This is a genomic window from Synechococcus sp. L2F (assembly GCF_024345695.1).
GTDB lineage: Bacteria > Cyanobacteriota > Cyanobacteriia > PCC-6307 > Cyanobiaceae > MW101C3.
This window is the reverse complement of record NZ_JAGQBP010000003.1, coordinates 322,891-337,788: the sequence shown is the minus strand read 5'-3', so window position 1 is coordinate 337,788 and position 14,898 is coordinate 322,891. Positions and strand designations below refer to the sequence as shown.

Annotated in this window: 15 protein-coding genes; 6 read left to right on the top strand and 9 right to left on the bottom strand. The window is 65.9% G+C overall.

The window, feature by feature from the left end:
• The first annotated feature begins 15 nt into the window (after positions 1 to 15).
• The 3 genes from KBZ19_RS10760 to KBZ19_RS10750 are packed head-to-tail and all read left to right on the top strand — an operon-like array spanning position 16 to position 2,914.
• On the top strand, positions 16 to 165 hold the full coding sequence (locus KBZ19_RS10760; protein WP_198948206.1) for a hypothetical protein: 150 nt from the start codon (positions 16 to 18) through the stop codon (positions 163 to 165).
• Positions 162 to 1,409, top strand: coding sequence for a CofH family radical SAM protein (locus KBZ19_RS10755; RefSeq protein WP_255100917.1), 1,248 nt, complete (start codon positions 162 to 164; stop codon positions 1,407 to 1,409). The genes KBZ19_RS10760 and KBZ19_RS10755 overlap by 4 nt, the downstream gene beginning before the upstream one ends.
• Complete coding sequence (locus KBZ19_RS10750) at positions 1,406 to 2,914, top strand: hypothetical protein (RefSeq protein ID WP_255100916.1); 1,509 nt, start codon at positions 1,406 to 1,408, stop codon at positions 2,912 to 2,914. The genes KBZ19_RS10755 and KBZ19_RS10750 overlap by 4 nt, the downstream gene beginning before the upstream one ends.
• A gap of 25 nt (positions 2,915 to 2,939) precedes the next feature.
• Here KBZ19_RS10750 and psb29 read toward each other — a convergent pair whose 3' ends face one another.
• Complete coding sequence (gene psb29, locus KBZ19_RS10745) at positions 2,940 to 3,713, bottom strand: photosystem II biogenesis protein Psp29 (protein ID WP_255100915.1); 774 nt, start codon at positions 3,711 to 3,713, stop codon at positions 2,940 to 2,942.
• A 176-nt stretch (positions 3,714 to 3,889) separates the two neighbouring features.
• Between psb29 and clpP the strand changes: the two genes are divergently transcribed.
• A complete protein-coding gene (clpP, locus tag KBZ19_RS10740) occupies positions 3,890 to 4,483 on the top strand; it encodes an ATP-dependent Clp endopeptidase proteolytic subunit ClpP (RefSeq protein ID WP_094510508.1) in 594 nt (197 codons plus the stop codon).
• Positions 4,484 to 5,124: 641 nt separating this feature from the next.
• On the opposite strand, the gene KBZ19_RS10735 is transcribed toward clpP, so the two are convergent.
• The 5 genes from KBZ19_RS10735 to pyk form a co-directional block, all read right to left on the bottom strand.
• Positions 5,125 to 5,367 (bottom strand): hypothetical protein, encoded by a 243-nt coding sequence (locus KBZ19_RS10735; RefSeq protein WP_315856352.1) that lies wholly within the window; start codon positions 5,365 to 5,367, stop codon positions 5,125 to 5,127.
• 117 nt (positions 5,368 to 5,484) lie between these two features.
• Positions 5,485 to 7,413: an ATP-dependent zinc metalloprotease FtsH gene (gene ftsH / locus KBZ19_RS10730; RefSeq protein ID WP_094510506.1), complete on the bottom strand. Its 1,929-nt coding sequence runs from the start codon at positions 7,411 to 7,413 to the stop codon at positions 5,485 to 5,487.
• A gap of 76 nt (positions 7,414 to 7,489) precedes the next feature.
• Positions 7,490 to 7,780: a DUF1830 domain-containing protein gene (locus KBZ19_RS10725; protein WP_255100914.1), complete on the bottom strand. Its 291-nt coding sequence runs from the start codon at positions 7,778 to 7,780 to the stop codon at positions 7,490 to 7,492.
• Positions 7,781 to 7,901: 121 nt separating this feature from the next.
• A complete protein-coding gene (locus tag KBZ19_RS10720; protein ID WP_255100913.1) occupies positions 7,902 to 9,131 on the bottom strand; it encodes an ABC transporter permease in 1,230 nt (409 codons plus the stop codon).
• A gap of 54 nt (positions 9,132 to 9,185) precedes the next feature.
• Entirely contained in the window at positions 9,186 to 10,973 is a 1,788-nt protein-coding gene (gene pyk / locus KBZ19_RS10715; RefSeq protein ID WP_094510503.1) for a pyruvate kinase, read from the bottom strand.
• 66 nt (positions 10,974 to 11,039) lie between these two features.
• Between pyk and KBZ19_RS10710 the strand changes: the two genes are divergently transcribed.
• The gene (locus tag KBZ19_RS10710; protein ID WP_094510502.1) at positions 11,040 to 11,369 is read left to right on the top strand and encodes a nucleoside triphosphate pyrophosphohydrolase family protein; all 330 of its coding nucleotides are present in this window, start codon (positions 11,040 to 11,042) and stop codon (positions 11,367 to 11,369) included.
• Between the two features lie 336 nt (positions 11,370 to 11,705).
• Positions 11,706 to 12,170, top strand: coding sequence for a hypothetical protein (locus KBZ19_RS10705; protein ID WP_261346484.1), 465 nt, complete (start codon positions 11,706 to 11,708; stop codon positions 12,168 to 12,170).
• 37 nt (positions 12,171 to 12,207) lie between these two features.
• Here the strand turns inward: KBZ19_RS10705 and KBZ19_RS10700 are convergent, their stop codons facing one another.
• From KBZ19_RS10700 to ilvA, 3 genes are read right to left on the bottom strand one after another with little or no spacing between them, the layout of a single operon-like run.
• Positions 12,208 to 12,513 (bottom strand): YggT family protein, encoded by a 306-nt coding sequence (locus tag KBZ19_RS10700; RefSeq protein WP_255100911.1) that lies wholly within the window; start codon positions 12,511 to 12,513, stop codon positions 12,208 to 12,210.
• Positions 12,514 to 12,539: 26 nt separating this feature from the next.
• Positions 12,540 to 13,127 carry an SMC-Scp complex subunit ScpB gene (gene scpB, locus KBZ19_RS10695; protein ID WP_094510501.1) on the bottom strand — a complete coding sequence of 196 codons (588 nt, stop codon included), beginning with the start codon at positions 13,125 to 13,127 and terminating at the stop codon, positions 12,540 to 12,542.
• A 48-nt stretch (positions 13,128 to 13,175) separates the two neighbouring features.
• On the bottom strand, positions 13,176 to 14,738 hold the full coding sequence (gene ilvA / locus KBZ19_RS10690) for a threonine ammonia-lyase, biosynthetic (protein ID WP_255100910.1): 1,563 nt from the start codon (positions 14,736 to 14,738) through the stop codon (positions 13,176 to 13,178).
• Positions 14,739 to 14,898: the final 160 nt, after the last annotated feature.

Genomic DNA, 14,898 nt, shown 5'->3' with positions numbered 1-14,898 from the left:
CGTTCGGCGCGACTGATGCCTGAAACAGCCTTCACCCTCACGAACGCTCTGGCGGTCGTGGCCTCTGTGCTGCTTGTGTTCGTGAGTGGAGGCGTCGTTTACCTGTCCACCGTCGAGTGGCGGGATCGCCGCCGCCGTCAGCGCGCCGCCAACCCGCGTCGATGACCCTCGACCCGCTCAGGCCCATCGCGCCGTGGGCCTGGCGCGAAGCGGGTGACGCGCTGGTGCCGCCTCCCCCACCCTCTGCTGCCGATCGATGGAGCTCAGTCCCCACGGACGAGCTGATCGCCAGCCTGGCCTCTGACGAGGAGCAGCTCCCCGATCCTGGCGCTGCCCTGGCACTTTGCGGCGGCGACCATCCTGCGGCAGCCCTGCAGCACGGCGCTGACGCGCTGCGCAGGCAACTGGCGGGAGAAACGGTCACCTACGTGATCAACCGCAATCTCAACTTCACGAACCACTGCGTGAAGCGCTGTGGGTTCTGTGCCTTTCGCCGGGATGCCGGCGCCGAGGGGGCGTTCTGGCATGGCTTTGCGTTGCTGCAGGAGAAAGCCCGCGCCGCTCAGGCGTGGGGCGCCACTGAGCTGTGTCTGCAGGGCGGCCTCAACCCGATGGCCCGCGAGGCGGGCAGCGCCCTGCGCTACTACGAGGCGCTGCTTGGAGCCTTGCTGGAAGCCGCCCCGGGGATCCATCTGCATGCCTTCTCGCCCCAGGAGCTGCTCTTCATCGCCGAGCAGGACGATTGCCCGCTCGACACCGTGATTCAACGCTTGCGGGAAGCCGGTCTGGGCTCGGTGCCCGGCACCGCCGCCGAGGTGCTGAGTGAGCGGGTGCGTCGGCAGCTGTGTCCCGAAAAGCTGTCGGCGCGCGCCTGGTGCGCGGTGGTGCTGCAGGTGCAGCGCCACGGTCTGGCCAGCACCGCCACGATGATGGCGGGTCACATCGAAGCGGCCGCCGATCGTGTGGCCCACTGGTTCACGTTGGTGGCGCTGCAGCAGCGGGCCTGGCAGGCAGGGGTGCCGGGCTTCTCCGAGTTTGTGCTGCTGCCGTTCATCGGCGCCGCCGCGCCTGAGCCGCTGCGGCGCCGGGTGGGCCGCGATCAGCCCGATCGCGCCGCCATGCTCACACTCACCGCCCAGGCCCGCCTGCTGCTGGGGCGCTGGTTGGTGAACCATCAGCCCAGCTGGGTAAAGCTTGGCCTTGATGGGGCCACCGAGGCCCTGCGCTGGGGTTGCAACGACATCGGCGGCACCTTGATGGAAGAACACATCACCACCATGGCCGGCGCCACTGGCGGCACGAGCCGCAGCCCCCAGGAGCTGAGCAGCGCCGCCCTGGGTCTGGGCCGCCCGGTGCGGCAGCGCACCACCCTGTACGGGCCTGTTGCGGCTGAGGCGTTGCCCGCATGAGCCTCACCTTCCCTCGCTGGCGCCTCACGCACTGGCGCCTGCCTCCGCTCCCCCGGCCAGGTCTGCCCACTCCCAGGCTGCCTCGTTGGCGCTCGCTGCTGCCGGTCACAAGCGGCGTGATCGTGCTCCTGCTGCTGCCGGCGCTTCAGCTGCAGCGGTTCCCCCGCTCCAATGCCGCGGGCCTAGAGCGGCTGGTCCCCGTCGCTGCCCTGATTCAGAGCTTTGCCGCTGCGCCCGCTCGCCCCGTGCCCGCCCTCTGGCAGGAGCGGCTGTCGCAGCCACTGGCCGCGCGGCTGTGGGCACGGCAGCAGGGGCAATGGTGGCAGCTGTGGGGAGAGAGCGGTGATGGGGGCACCCTGCTGGCGATCAGTGGCAGGGCCTTCGAAGGACTGCCCGAGCGCGCACTGCCTGCCAACAGCTTTCGCCTTGACGATCTGCTGGTGATTGCCGCGGATCCCCTCTCCCGGCAGCAGCTGCAGCAGCAGCTGAGCCGCACGGCTCGCCCGCCCAAGGGAATGGAGAAGCGCTGCGTGGACCAGCTGCGTTCCGCCCAGACGGTCGCCTGGACGGGCACGGCTGTCAGCCAGCTGACCGGAGCCCTGGCGCCGCTGCTGGGCCGTTTTCAACAGGGTTGCCTGGTGCTGGCGGGAGATGCCACGGGCCTCACCTGGCGGGGGGAAGCCACAGGATCCGGCAAGGCCGCAGCTGCGGCAGAGCTGGCTGAGCTGCCGGCCGTGCCGTCGCGTCAGCCCCTGCCCGCAACCCTGCTGCTCGACGTGGAGGGGGATCGCCTGGATCTGCTGTTCGAAGGCCTGCTCAGCCGTCAGTTGATCCGCCAGCCGCTGGTGGATCGGTATGGACTGCAGGAAACCCTGCTGCGGCGGTTAGGCGGCAGCCCGTTCCGGTTGCGGCTGAGCCCCCAGCCGGCGGGGGCCTTCCAGGCGTCCCTCGACCTGCAACTGCAGGTGGGCAAGCAACGGCAGGAGTGGATCCAGTGGCTGGCCCAGTTGCGTGAGGTGCTCAAGCAACAGGGGCTGGTGGAGCAGCTGCCGTCAGCAGCGGAGCGTGCTGGTGGAGCTGCTGCCGACCCGGCCCCACCCTTGCCCACGGGCGTGTGGCTGCGCCAGGACGGCACCGTGGTGGGGGGATGGCGCTGGATCCGGCCGACCGCCGGCGCCCCGCCGCTGCTGTCCCTGTTTCTGGGCTCGTTGCCGCCACCCGTGCCGGCGCCGCCGCTGCCGAGGATCGAGCTCACTCCTGCAGTTGCCACACTTCCGCAGACCCTGCGGCTGCGTGCAAGACCCCAGGCGCTGGCTGCGTTGGGACTGCTGCCCCCGGCTCTGCCTCCGGTGCTGCAGCAATCTGACCAGTTAGAGCTCGTCGCCCGTTGGCCAGCTGTCGCGAAAGGAAGCAGTAGTGGTCAGGCCCAGGCCTTATTGGCAGGCTCTCTCACGCTTGACGCTGCACCGGGCACCGCACCGGCGGAGTCACCGCCAAGGCCCTGAGGGTCAGCCCCAGGGCAAGCCAGCTTCAGGCGCTGGGAGCTGCGGTGCCGCTGCCCGCTTCAGGACCTGCGGCGATGTCAGCGGAGCCGGAGGCCACAGCCACACCGGGCTCCGCGGCAGGGGCTTCAGAGGTAGCGCCAAGGCTCTGGCGCTCACGCCGCCGCCGCTCAGCCGCCACCGTTTCCTCCATCAGCTCAACGGCCTGGGCCATCTTCTCGAGGTTGGACACATACAGGCTGAGGTCCTTGTCGACACGATCCTTGAGCAGACCCATGGCTTCGCCGGTGTCGTGGGCGGCCTGGCGCAGGGCTTGGGGTTCCAGAGCGTCAGCCCCCTTGGCCTGTTGCAGCAGGCTGAGCAGCCCGACGGCAAGCAGACGCGAATAGTGGAAGTCCGGGCGCTTCACCGCCTGGAGAACACCAGCGATCGGCTCAGGAGCACCGGTGCCCTGCTCGGTGATCCAGCGGCGCACGTCTTCGACGCTGTGCTGGCCCACGGCCGCCACTGCCTCATTGCGCAGGCGGCGGAAATGATCGGCCTCATAGCCACAGGCCGCGCACAGGGCCTGGAACAGCGGTTCCCGCTGCGCTTCAGGCCGATAGCCACGGGCGAAGCCGTCGAACACCTGGGTCAGGCCGACCGCGAACAGCGGATCAATCTGAAAACCCTTCTGGCGGCTTAGCAGATGCAGCTCCACCAGCAATTCGTCCACCATGCGCCGGTAGAGGGGCGCGATCACATGGGGAAACGCACGATGGAACGAACGCTTGCTGTCAGCGACGGTGAGGCAGGCGCCCACACTGATTCTCCTGGTTATCTGGACCTTAGCGCTGCCCCCTCCCGCCCGATGGGCCGGCGCCACCGCTAGCGCTCACTGAGCTGGACCTGCTCCGGCGAGCTGGCCCAGGCCCAGCGAGGGGGGAACCGTGGGTGCACTGGCCTCGGTAAGATGGGGGAGTTGCTGATTTTTCGTCCATGATCCCGATCGTGATTGAGGATTCGGGCCGGGGCGAGCGCGCGTTCGATATTTATTCCCGGCTGCTGCGCGAGCGCATCATTTTTCTTGGTGAAACGGTCACGGCGGAATCTGCCAACCGGGTGGTGGCTCAGTTGCTGTTTCTGGAAGCAGAAGACCCTGAAAAGGACATCTTCCTTTACATCAACTCTCCTGGTGGCTCCGTCTACGACGGCCTTGGCATCTTCGACACGATGCAGCACATCAAGCCCGACGTCCAGACCGTCTGCGTGGGCCTGGCCGCCAGCATGGGGGCCTTTCTGCTCACGGCCGGCGCCAAGGGCAAGCGCAGCAGCCTGCACCACTCGCGCATCATGATCCACCAGCCGCTCGGTGGCGCCCGCGGCCAGGCCAGCGATATCCGCATTCAGGCCAACGAAATCCTCTTCCTCAAAGACAAGCTCAACCGCGAACTGGCTGATCGCACCGGCCAACCCCTCGATCGCATCCAGGTCGACACCGACCGTGACTTCTTTATGTCACCGGCAGAAGCGGTGAGCTACGGCCTGATCGACAAAGTGATCGAACGCCGCCCGATCCGCCCTGTGGATTGAGACGTCAGGTCCTGGTTGCCGGCACATCCGCAACTCTTCACGCCTGGAGCCAAAGGCCAAAGCGCGGTGATCCTCACCAGCTTCTGTTGCTTCCAGGCGTATTTCTCAACGCGCACTGTGCCAGCGCCATCAGCACTCAGTTCATCGCCCAGACGCGCACCGCCGACTTTACGCCTACCTAAGGGTCAGCTAACTGCTAAGGCTTGTCACTTGCAACAAATAGGCCCGAAGGATAACTTGAACACTGACCCTAGAATCTGACCCTACAATCTAAGCCTGCCAACTGACTCAAAAGCGCCCCGAGAGAGAGGGTGGAAGGAGGCAAACGATAGAGCCAACCCTCAATCGATGACGATCCGCGCAAACAAGCAAGAACTTGCCGTGCATTGATACACATTATTAGGATTGGTTCTCCGAGAATGGATAACGCAGGACTTGGATGATCGCGAAATCAATGACTTGATGATCAACCATCTATTAACTTAACGTTCTGTAAACAGTTTTCGGAGAACTGGACTATTGAAGCCTATTGAGGTTGAATCCTTCAGATTTTACCTGCCTTCTGGAATGCTGCTTTGGAAGCTCAACTCCAAGCAAGGGTGCATGCCGGCTTCCTGCAAGCGAGGAGTCGAAACCAAGGCTCAATCTTTCGGCTGATCCGACTTAAGCAAGTAGCTCTTGCTGAATTTCAGCTCTTTCCAAAGAGAGCGGATCTGGTCGTAGGCATCGGCTTGGGTGATCTTGCCATTGGCCTGCAATCCCACGATCAGTCCCACACGGTCGGCGAACTGCTCAAGGTTTTGGTGAAAGGCTGCGCCCTCAGGGGTCCAGTCGTCACCGTGGTAACGACTGAACGACTCCATCGGGGATTTGATATCGCTCAACGCCGTGAAGCAATGAGGTCAATTTTATCGGACCAACCGCGATGAAAGGACTGATCAGGGTTAATAGCAGATAAAGGAAGGGGCTGATGTCGCAAGGTCATCAGCCCTTGGCCTGGCTCAGGTGGTGGCTGGCAGCAGGGGGGAGAAGCGTTCCTTTTCTGGAATCACACTGAATTCAGCCACGATGCTGCGGAACTCGTCGCCGTTGAGGCTTTCCTTTTCGATCAACAGTTCCACCAGGCGATCCATGCATTCGCGGTGATTGCCTACCAGCTCAAGGGTGTCCTGGTAGCAACGGTCCACGATCAGGCGCACCTGCTCATCGATGCGGCGCGCGATCGATTCCGACACGTCGCTGCGGGTCATCAGGTCGCGGCCAAGGAACACCTCCTGGTTGCCTGCCTCCAACGAAACGGGGCCGAGATCGCTCATGCCGAAGCGGGTGACCATCTGGCGGGCAAGGCCCGCCACCATCTGGATGTCACCGCCAGCACCGGTGGTGACTTCGGCGTGGCCGAACACCACGGCTTCAGCAGCACGCCCGCCCAGGGCACCCATGATCCGTGCCTGCAACTGGGAGCGGCTCACAAGCATCTGCTCTTCATCGGGGGCAAACCAGGTGAGGCCCTGGGCCTGGCCGCGAGGAATCAGTGTGACCTTCTGCACGGGGTCGTGGTTTTTCACCAGGGTGCCCACCAGCGCATGCCCCACTTCGTGATAGGCAATCAGGCGCTTGCTGCGTCCATCGGTGAGCGGCTTGCCTTCCATGCCGGCGATCACCCGATCCACAGCGTCGTCGATCTCAGCCAGGCTGGTGGCCTCCTTGCGGCGCCGCGCGGTGAGGATGGCCGCCTCGTTGAGCAGGTTGGCGAGATCGGCCCCAGTGAAGCCTGGGGTGCGACGCGCAATCGCCTCAAGCGACACATCCTCGGCGAGTTTCTTGTTGCGGGAGTGCACTTCCAGAATCGAGAGGCGGCCCTTGATGTCAGGCGCGTCGACGCTCACCTGACGGTCGAAGCGGCCCGGACGCATCAGCGCTGAATCGAGCACATCGGGGCGGTTGGTGGCCGCGATGATGATGATGCCGCTGTTGCCTTCAAAGCCATCCATCTCCGTCAGGAGCTGGTTGAGGGTCTGCTCGCGCTCATCGTTGCCACCGCCGATGCCGGCGCCGCGCTGGCGTCCCACCGCGTCAATTTCATCGATGAAGATGAGGCAGGGGCTGTTTTCCTTGGCCCGCTTGAACAGGTCGCGCACGCGGCTGGCGCCGACGCCCACGAACATCTCCACGAACTCGGAGCCGGAGAGGGAGAAGAAAGGCACACCGGCCTCACCGGCGATCGCCTTGGCCAGAAGGGTCTTGCCGGTGCCGGGGGGGCCCACCAGCAGAAGTCCACGCGGAATCTTGGCGCCCACGGAAGTGAAGCGTTCGGGCTGCTTGAGGAAGGTGACAACCTCCTGCAGGTCTTCCTTCGCTTCTTCCACCCCGGCCACATCGGCGAACTTCACACCGGTTTCCGCTTCCATGGCGAAGCGGGCTTTGGTTTTGCCGAACTGCATGGCCTGGCCAGGACCGCCGGGCATGCCCGAGGAGCGCCGTGCCAGGAAAATCAGGGAACCGATCAGCAGCAGCGGGAACAGCAGGTTGCCCAGCAGGCCCAGGGCCGGCGGCGAATTGCGCGGCGGGTGGATGTCGAAGCTGATGCCCTTCTGCTTGAGATTGTTGATCAGCTCAGGGGCCACGCCGGGCAGATCCACACGCAGGCGCTGCACGCGGTTGTCGAGATCCGGGTCCACCGCCTCGATCACGGCACTGCGGCCGCCGTCGTAGATGTCCACCGCGGTGACGCGTCCCGCCTCCACGTAGTCGAGGAAGCGGCCGTAGCTCATGCGGGCCACAGCCGTGTTACGTGCGCTGGAGATGCCGGCACCGGTGCTATCAGCGAAGCGGGCGGGGCCGCCACTGCCGAGCACCTGCCAGCCAAGGAACACAGCCACTCCCACAGGGAGAAGCCAAAGTGCGATCAGACGCCAGCGCTGGTTCATGGCTGAGAGGTTGTTTTAACAACTGTAAAGCTCGGGATCCAAGATGGAGACTGCTCCCTCCAGATCCGCGCTTCCCTCAGCCTGCCATGGTGGGGCGGGTTTCCTGAGAATCCGGCTGCAGCCCCTCGGCCAGCACCACACCTGGCTCGCTTTCCATCAGCAGGTCGTTCACCGACAGCGTTTCGATCAGGTCGGGGCCGCCCAGGGTGTGGGTCCAGATCTCCACTTCACTGCTGGGGGGGGCCTCGAAGCTGAGGAACTCGAAGGGAAACGCCACCCGTTCCAGATAGAAGGTTTCAGGGCCGCAGCAACGAAGGATCACCATGCGGTCGCTGGCGTTGCGATACCCGCAGGGGAGTAGTGCCACGGTTGGTGCCTCATCTCAGAACCCTCATAAACGCACCATCGGCACCTCCCGTTTGGTCACAGTGACCACCAATAGGCTTTCTTAATCTTTTCTCGGGATTGTGTGGCGGGGCCTGATCGGTTCAGAGGCTCCGCAAGGCCACGATCGGATCCAGCCGCGCCGCGCGCCGCGCCGGCACCACCCCGAAGAACAATCCGATCGAGCCGGATAGCCCCACCGTGAACAGCACGCTGCCGGCATCGATCGAAGCCGGCAGGGGCGTGAAGCGGGCGACCCCTGCCACCGTGGCCAGTCCCACCGCGCTGCCGATCAAGCCACCGAGGCTGGCCAGCACCAGCGACTCCACCAGGAACTGGGCCAGCACATCGCCGCTGCGGGCGCCCACCGCTTTGCGTAGCCCGATCTCCTGAGTGCGCTCGCTCACCGACACCAACATGATGTTCATGATGCCGATGCCGCCCACCAGCAGGGACACGCCGCCGATCGCGCCGAGCATCAGGGTGAGTCCGCCGGTGATGGTGCCCACGATCGAAAGCGCATCCTGCTGGGAGCGCACCGCGAAGTCGTCCTCGCGCAGGATGCGGTGCCGCTGGCGCAGCAGGTTGGTGATCTGGAACTTGGCGGCGCCGGTGCTGGCCTCATCGCGCGCCTCCACGCTGATGAACGTCAGCACCACGCCGTACGTTGGATCGCGGCCGCTCAGTTTGCTCACCATGGTGGTGAGCGGGATGTAAGCAGCCTCGTCCTGGTTGTTGCCGAACACCGCCCCCTTCGCGGCCGTCACGCCGATCACCTCAAAGGATTGGTCGCGGATGCGCAGGATCTTGCCGATCGGGGAATCGCCAGGCAGCAGCTTGTTGCGCAGATCCGGGCCGATCACCACCACGTTGCGGGCGGAGCTGAGATCTTCTTCGCTGAAGAAGCGGCCCTGGGCGATCTCGAAGCGGCGCACTGGCAGGAATTCAGGCGTGATGCCCGACACGGACGCGCTGGAGCTGCGCGCGCCTGCCTGCACCACCAGATTCATGGTGATCTGGGGGGCCACCCGCCGCACAGAAGGCACCTGGGAGGCGATCGCTTCCGCATCTTCCAACACAAGAGTGCGGGGGGTCTGGAGCCCCTGGCGGCGGGTGTCGTTGTTGCCGGGCACCACAAAGAGCACGTTGGCGCCCAGGGTGCTGAGCTGCCCTTCCGCCAGGTTCTGGGCCCCCTTGCCCACCCCCACCAGGGTGATCACCGAGGCATTGCCGATCACGATGCCGAGCATGGTCAGCAGGCTGCGCATGCGGTTGGCCCCCAGCGTGGAGAGCGACATCCGGATGGTTTCGCCAATGGGCAGCTTCGACGCCATGCCTGAAACGGGTTCAGGGCTCATCATGGCCAGCCCGAACGGCGCCCGGGCGTGTCAGATCTCTGGGGTCTGGCGGCCGCCCTGGGTGTGGTTGCGTGCGCCGCGGTGCACGAGGCCCTCGCGCAGCTCGAGCGTGACGAACTCGCCGTGGCGGAGATCGGTGGTGGCATTGGCCACGCCCACGATCACCGGTACGCCTAGGCGCTGAGCGATAACGGCGGCATGGCTGTCACTGCCATCCGTTTCGGCGATCACGCCCCGCGATTTGCGGATCGCCTCCACGTAGGCCACGGTGGTTTCACGCACCACCAGGATTTCACCTGCCTCCAGCCGCGCTGCGTCTTCAGGGCTGTTGGCCACGTGCACCCGGCCACTGACGGAGCCATCGCCGATGCCCAGACCGCGACCGAGCACGGCCGAAACAATGCCCACTTTCACCAGATCGGTGGAGCCGCTGACACCCGCCAGGGTGCCGGCGGTCTGCACCACCAGGTCGCCGTCCTTGAGCAGGCCCTGCTCCTGAGCCACCCCCATCGCCAGGGTGAAGGTGCTGGTGGTGGAGTCCTGGTTGCTGATCAGCAGGGGGTTCACCCCCCACACGAGCTGCAGCTGGCGGGCCACGTTCACATCGTTGGTGATCGCCAGAATCGTGGTGGAGGGGCGGAACTTGCTGACGTTCCGGGCGGTGGCACCGGTTTTGGTGAGCGGCAGGATCGCCGCCGCCTGGAGCTGGCGCGCAATCGTGCTCACCGCCTGGCTGATGGAATTGGGGATCGTGCTCGCCATATGCGAATCGACGTGCCGGGTGGGGTAGTCGCGCTCGATCCTCAAGGCGATGCGGGCCATGGTGGCCACCGCCTCCACGGGATAGTCACCCACGGCGGTTTCGTTGGACAGCATCACCGCATCGGTGCCATCCAGGATGGCGTTTGCCACGTCGCTCACTTCGGCGCGGGTTGGCCGCGGACAGCTGGCCATGCTGTCAAGCATCTGCGTGGCCGTGATGATCGGGATCCCGAGCATGTTGGCCTTGCGGATCAGGTCCTTCTGCAGCAGCGGCACTTCCTCGGCAGGCATCTCCACGCCCAGGTCTCCGCGGGCCACCATCACCCCGTCGCAGAGGGGCAGGATCGCGTCGATCTGATCGATCGCCTCGAACTTCTCAATCTTGGCGATCACCGGAGTGCTGTGCCCAAGCGTGGCAATCAGCTCGCGGATCTCCTGCATGTCGGAGGGGTTGCGCACGAAGCTGAGCGCCACCCAATCGACCCCCTGTTGCAGACCGAAGGCGAGGTCCTGGCGGTCTTTGGTGGTGAGAGCCCGGATCGAGAGCTGCACATCGGGGAAGTTCACCCCTTTGTTGTTGGAGAGCACGCCGCCCACCACCACCGTGCAGTGGAGTGTGCGACCCGTCTGATCCACCGCGTCGACCACCATCTCCACCCGGCCGTCATCCAGCAGGATGCGGCTGCCGGCGGGCACCTCATCGGCCAGCTTGTCGTACGTGATCGTGGCCACCGACTGGGTGCAGGGCACCTCCCTGGAGGTGAGCGCAAAGGGATCGCCGTTGGCGAGGGTGATCGGCCCCTGCTCGAAGCGACCGAGCCGGATCTTCGGTCCCTGAAGGTCGAGCAGGATGCCTACGTGGATGCCCAGCTCATGGGCCACCTGACGGATGGTGGCGATGCGCAGGGCGTGCTCGGAATGATCGCCGTGCGAGAAATTCAGGCGAAAGGTGGTGGCACCGGCGTGAATGAGTTCACGCAGGCGCTCGGGGCTTTCGGTGGCCGGACCGATGGTCGCCACGATCTTGGTGCGACGCGAAAGATCGGGAGCAGCCATCGGAGCGCCGGACGGTGAGCGGAAACTACCATCCGAAACCACCAGGCACCCGCCGCGCCCGTCGCCATGGAGCTCAACCACTACCAGCAGGAAGCGCGCTCCACCGCCCGCTACCCCTCGGTGGGAAGCAATCCCATCTACCCCACCCTGGGGCTCTGCGGAGAGGCCGGCGAAGTGGCAGACAAGGTCAAGAAGGTGCTGCGCGACGGGGACGGGAGCTTCGACGCGGACGTGCGAAGCGCGATCATGCTGGAGTTGGGAGACGTGCTCTGGTACGTGGCTCAGCTGTCAAGCGAGCTCGGTTTCGATCTCAACACCGTGGCAGCCGCCAACCTCGCCAAGCTTGCCGACCGCCAATGCCGCAATGTCATCGGTGGCAGCGGCGATCAGCGCTGAACCCAGCGGCAGCATCCGACGGGGCCGGCACGCGCTCGTACCCCGGGCACCTGGCCTCACCCGGGCCCACTCGCAACTGCAGGGCATGACCAGCCCCCTGTCGCTCTTGGTGCGCCTGAGCCCGTCTTTCGCCATTGTTTTCCGATCCCCCTGCGTTCCTGGAGTGCCATGCAGAACCTGCGTGATCGCCTTGTTCATGCCATGTGCTGGGGGCGATTCTCCGCACCGATCCAGGACGCGACACAAGCTTTGAGCCGGCGGTCTGCCCGCGCCCTGAAAGCCTGCCTGGCTCGCCGTCCTCAGCGCCTGCTGGGGCCCCTCCTGACCCCTGTGATACTGGCTTCCCTGCTGGTGGCCTTCGTGCTGCTCGGCCCTGTGCCGCCGGGCTGGGCCGCCGATCTGGTGGTGAGTGACGTGTCCCTGGAGGCCTGCCCGGCCGCTGATGCGGGCGCCCAACCCCTCCTGCGCCGTGCCGCCGAAGCCAGCTGCTATGCCCTGCGGGGCGTGGTGGAGAACCCGGGCCGCAAGCCCGTTGTCGACACTGATGTGTTCGCCGTGATCGTGGATGCCAGCGGCGAGCCGGTGCTGCAGAACCGCAGCCGGGTGGGCTCGATCGGTGATGTGCCGCCCGGCCGCTCCGACTTCGCCCTGCGCCTGGCCGTTCCCGCCGGCACGCCAGAACCCTTGCAGGTGCGCAAGGCCCGTGCCCATGGCTTCAGCGCCCCCGTGCGCACACGCGCGGCGGAAGGGGATGAATTGCTGCCACTGGAGGAGGCGGTGCAGGAGCAGGAATTGAGCTGATCGCGCAGGCCTCAGCCGCCGTGATCAGCGGGGGGAGTCAGTAACCGAAGCCGGAGCCGGCGCCCATCAGCGAGCCACTCGCTGCACCCAGCAGACTCTGGCCCAGGCTGAGCGCCAGGAAGGCGATCAGGGCAGAAAGGTCAAGGCCGCCAATGGGCGGAATCAGCCCCCGAAAGGCGTTGAGATAGGGATCGGTGATCGAGCTCACGGTGGAGAGCACCGGGTTGCTCCAGTCGAGATTGGGGAACCAGCTCAGCAGCACCCGCACCAGCAGCACCAGGCTGTAGATGCTGAGGGTCTGGGCCAGCACCGCAAACAACTGGCTCAGGATCGTCAGGGACATGGGCGCCATCGGCTCGTGCTTCGACTTTATGGGGAGGTGCGCGGTGGCGTGCGGCCGCCAGGGAGTTCCGCCTCACCACGCACGGCGAACGTGCGGTGGAACTTCTCACTGAGGCTGAGCCAATAGGAACGGCCGTCGCTCTGCCGGCGACGTTCGATGAAGTTCTGGGCCAGCAATTCCTTGATGTGGTCGTAGGCCCCGGAACCGCGCAGTTCCACAAGATCTGACTGAAGGATGCGTTTCTTCAGGGCGATGGTGGCCAGCGTGCGCAGGGTGGCGGTGGAAAGCTCCACCGGCAGCAGGTTCTGCACCAGGCCGCTGAGGCTCTCGCGGAGCTGGAGGCTGTACTGGCGCCCCTCCTGGCGAATCTCCAGAGCCGTGTCCCGATGGGCGTAGTCGGCCATCAGCGTGATCAGGGCCAGCTCAACCGCTTCGGGGACCAGCGCCACGCCAGGCTCCAGGCTGGCAAGCCGGGCCAGCTCGGCCAGATCCAGGGGCCGTCCCTTGAGATAGAGGATCGCCTCGATGCGCGCCGCCAGCGACAGGGAAGCCGCGCCCGTGGCCGCCGCACCCAGGGAGCCTCCGGTGAGGCCCGTCGTGTCGTCGCTGGACATGGAGCCGACCAGCAGAATCTGGGCCGAACGTACCGCAGCCGTTCAGGCTCAGGCCAGGGCAGGGATCGGCGGCAGGACGGGTCCGAGGAAAAGGCGGTAGGCGGGGTTGTCGGTCTCGTCCCAGTAGCGGTAGCCCAGCCCTTCGAGAAAGGTGTGCCAGGCGGCATTGTCTTCCGGTTCCACCTGCACCCCCACCACGATCCGCCCCACGTCGGCGCCCTGGTTGCGGTAGTGGAAGATGCTGATCGACCAGTTGGGGTGCAAGGCGTTGACAAACGCCATCAAGGCGCCCGGCCGTTCCGGGAACTCGAAGCGGTAGAGCAGTTCCTGGCGCAGTTCCTGCCCCTCGCCGCTGAAGCCCTGGGGCCGGCGGCCCCCCACCATGTGGCGCAGATGCAGCTTCGCCAGCTCGTTGCCGCTGAGATCGAGGCAGGGGAAGCCACTCGCCTGCAGCTGGGCGATCAGGCCGGCCGTGTCGTCGGCGCCGCTGATCTGAACCCCCAGGAAGATGTGCGCCAGCTTCGGGTCTGCCATCCGGTAGCTGAATTCCGTGAGGCTGCGGGAACCCAGCAGCTCGCACAGCTGCCGCAGGCTGCCGGCCCGCTCCGGGATCTCCACGGCCACCATCGCTTCGCGCGCCTCGCCCAGCTCGGCCCGCTCGGCCACGAAACGCAGGCGGTCGAAGTTCATGTTGGCGCCGCAGGCCACCGCCACCAAGGTGCGTCCCTGCAGCTGGCGGCGCTGCACGTCTGCCTTCATGCCGGCGATCGCCAGGGCGCCGGCCGGCTCCAGAATCGAGCGGGTGTCTTCGAAGACGTCCTTGATCGCTGCGCAGATCTCGTCGGTCGTCACCGTCACCATGGCATCCACGTGCTGCTGGGCCAGAGCGAAGGTGTGTTCACCCACCTCCCGCACCGCAACCCCATCGGCGAACAGGCCCACCGTCTCCAGGCGGATGCGTCGGCCGGCCGCCAGGGAGCGGGCCATGGCGTCAGCATCCACCGGCTCCACACCGATCACCTCCACCTCCGGCCACACACTTTTCACATAGGCGGCGATGCCGGCGATGAGGCCGCCGCCGCCCACCGCCACGTAGATCGCATCGGGGGGTGAGGAGCACTGGCGCAGGATCTCCAGGCCGATCGTTCCCTGGCCGGCGATCACCTCAGGGTCGTCGAAAGGGTGGATGAAGGTGAGGCCCGCCTCCCGCGCGCGGCGCCGGGCTTCCAGGCAGGCCTCGTCATAGGTGTCGCCGTGGAGCACCACCGCGGCCCCGAGCGCGACAACAGCGCGCACCTTCATCTCCGGGGTGGTGAGCGGCATCACGATCACGGCCCGGCAGCCGAGGCGACCCGCCGCCAGCGCCACACCCTGCGCGTGGTTGCCCGCACTGGCGGCGATCACCCCCCGTTCCAGCTCCTCGGCGGTGAGGTGGGTCATGCGGTTGTAAGCACCGCGCAGCTTGAACGAGAACACCGGCTGGAGGTCCTCCCGTTTGAGCAGCACGTGGTTGCCGATGCGGCGCGAGAGATTGGGCGCCGGGTCGAGCGGCGACTCGATCGCCACGTCGTAGACGCGGGCACGCAGGATCCGCTGGAGGTAATCGCTCATTGACCCAGTGTGACAAGGGCCGGCCGGTGGCTGGCTGCAGACCGCTCAACCTCGATCTGGAGGCCGTTCACAGGCGGCTCACTCCCTCAGCACTCGCCTTCCCCTGCCCATTGGTGACCATTGCCGCCAACCGGCGGGAGGGGGAACGTAGATTGACCTG

Excerpts from the sequence above, each read along its gene's own strand:
- KBZ19_RS10760 (WP_198948206.1), top strand. The coding sequence starts at position 16 with ATGCCTGAAACAGCCTTCACCCTCACGAACGCTCTGGCGGTCGTGGCC.
- KBZ19_RS10755 (WP_255100917.1), top strand. The coding sequence starts at position 162 with ATGACCCTCGACCCGCTCAGGCCCATCGCGCCGTGGGCCTGGCGCGAA.
- KBZ19_RS10750 (WP_255100916.1), top strand. The coding sequence starts at position 1,406 with ATGAGCCTCACCTTCCCTCGCTGGCGCCTCACGCACTGGCGCCTGCCT.
- clpP (WP_094510508.1), top strand. The coding sequence starts at position 3,890 with ATGATCCCGATCGTGATTGAGGATTCGGGCCGGGGCGAGCGCGCGTTC.
- ftsH (WP_094510506.1), bottom strand. The coding sequence starts at position 7,413 with ATGAACCAGCGCTGGCGTCTGATCGCACTTTGGCTTCTCCCTGTGGGA.
- KBZ19_RS10720 (WP_255100913.1), bottom strand. The coding sequence starts at position 9,131 with ATGGCGTCGAAGCTGCCCATTGGCGAAACCATCCGGATGTCGCTCTCC.
- pyk (WP_094510503.1), bottom strand. The coding sequence starts at position 10,973 with ATGGCTGCTCCCGATCTTTCGCGTCGCACCAAGATCGTGGCGACCATC.
- KBZ19_RS10710 (WP_094510502.1), top strand. The coding sequence starts at position 11,040 with ATGGAGCTCAACCACTACCAGCAGGAAGCGCGCTCCACCGCCCGCTAC.
- KBZ19_RS10700 (WP_255100911.1), bottom strand. The coding sequence starts at position 12,513 with ATGTCCCTGACGATCCTGAGCCAGTTGTTTGCGGTGCTGGCCCAGACC.
- scpB (WP_094510501.1), bottom strand. The coding sequence starts at position 13,127 with ATGTCCAGCGACGACACGACGGGCCTCACCGGAGGCTCCCTGGGTGCG.
- ilvA (WP_255100910.1), bottom strand. The coding sequence starts at position 14,738 with ATGAGCGATTACCTCCAGCGGATCCTGCGTGCCCGCGTCTACGACGTG.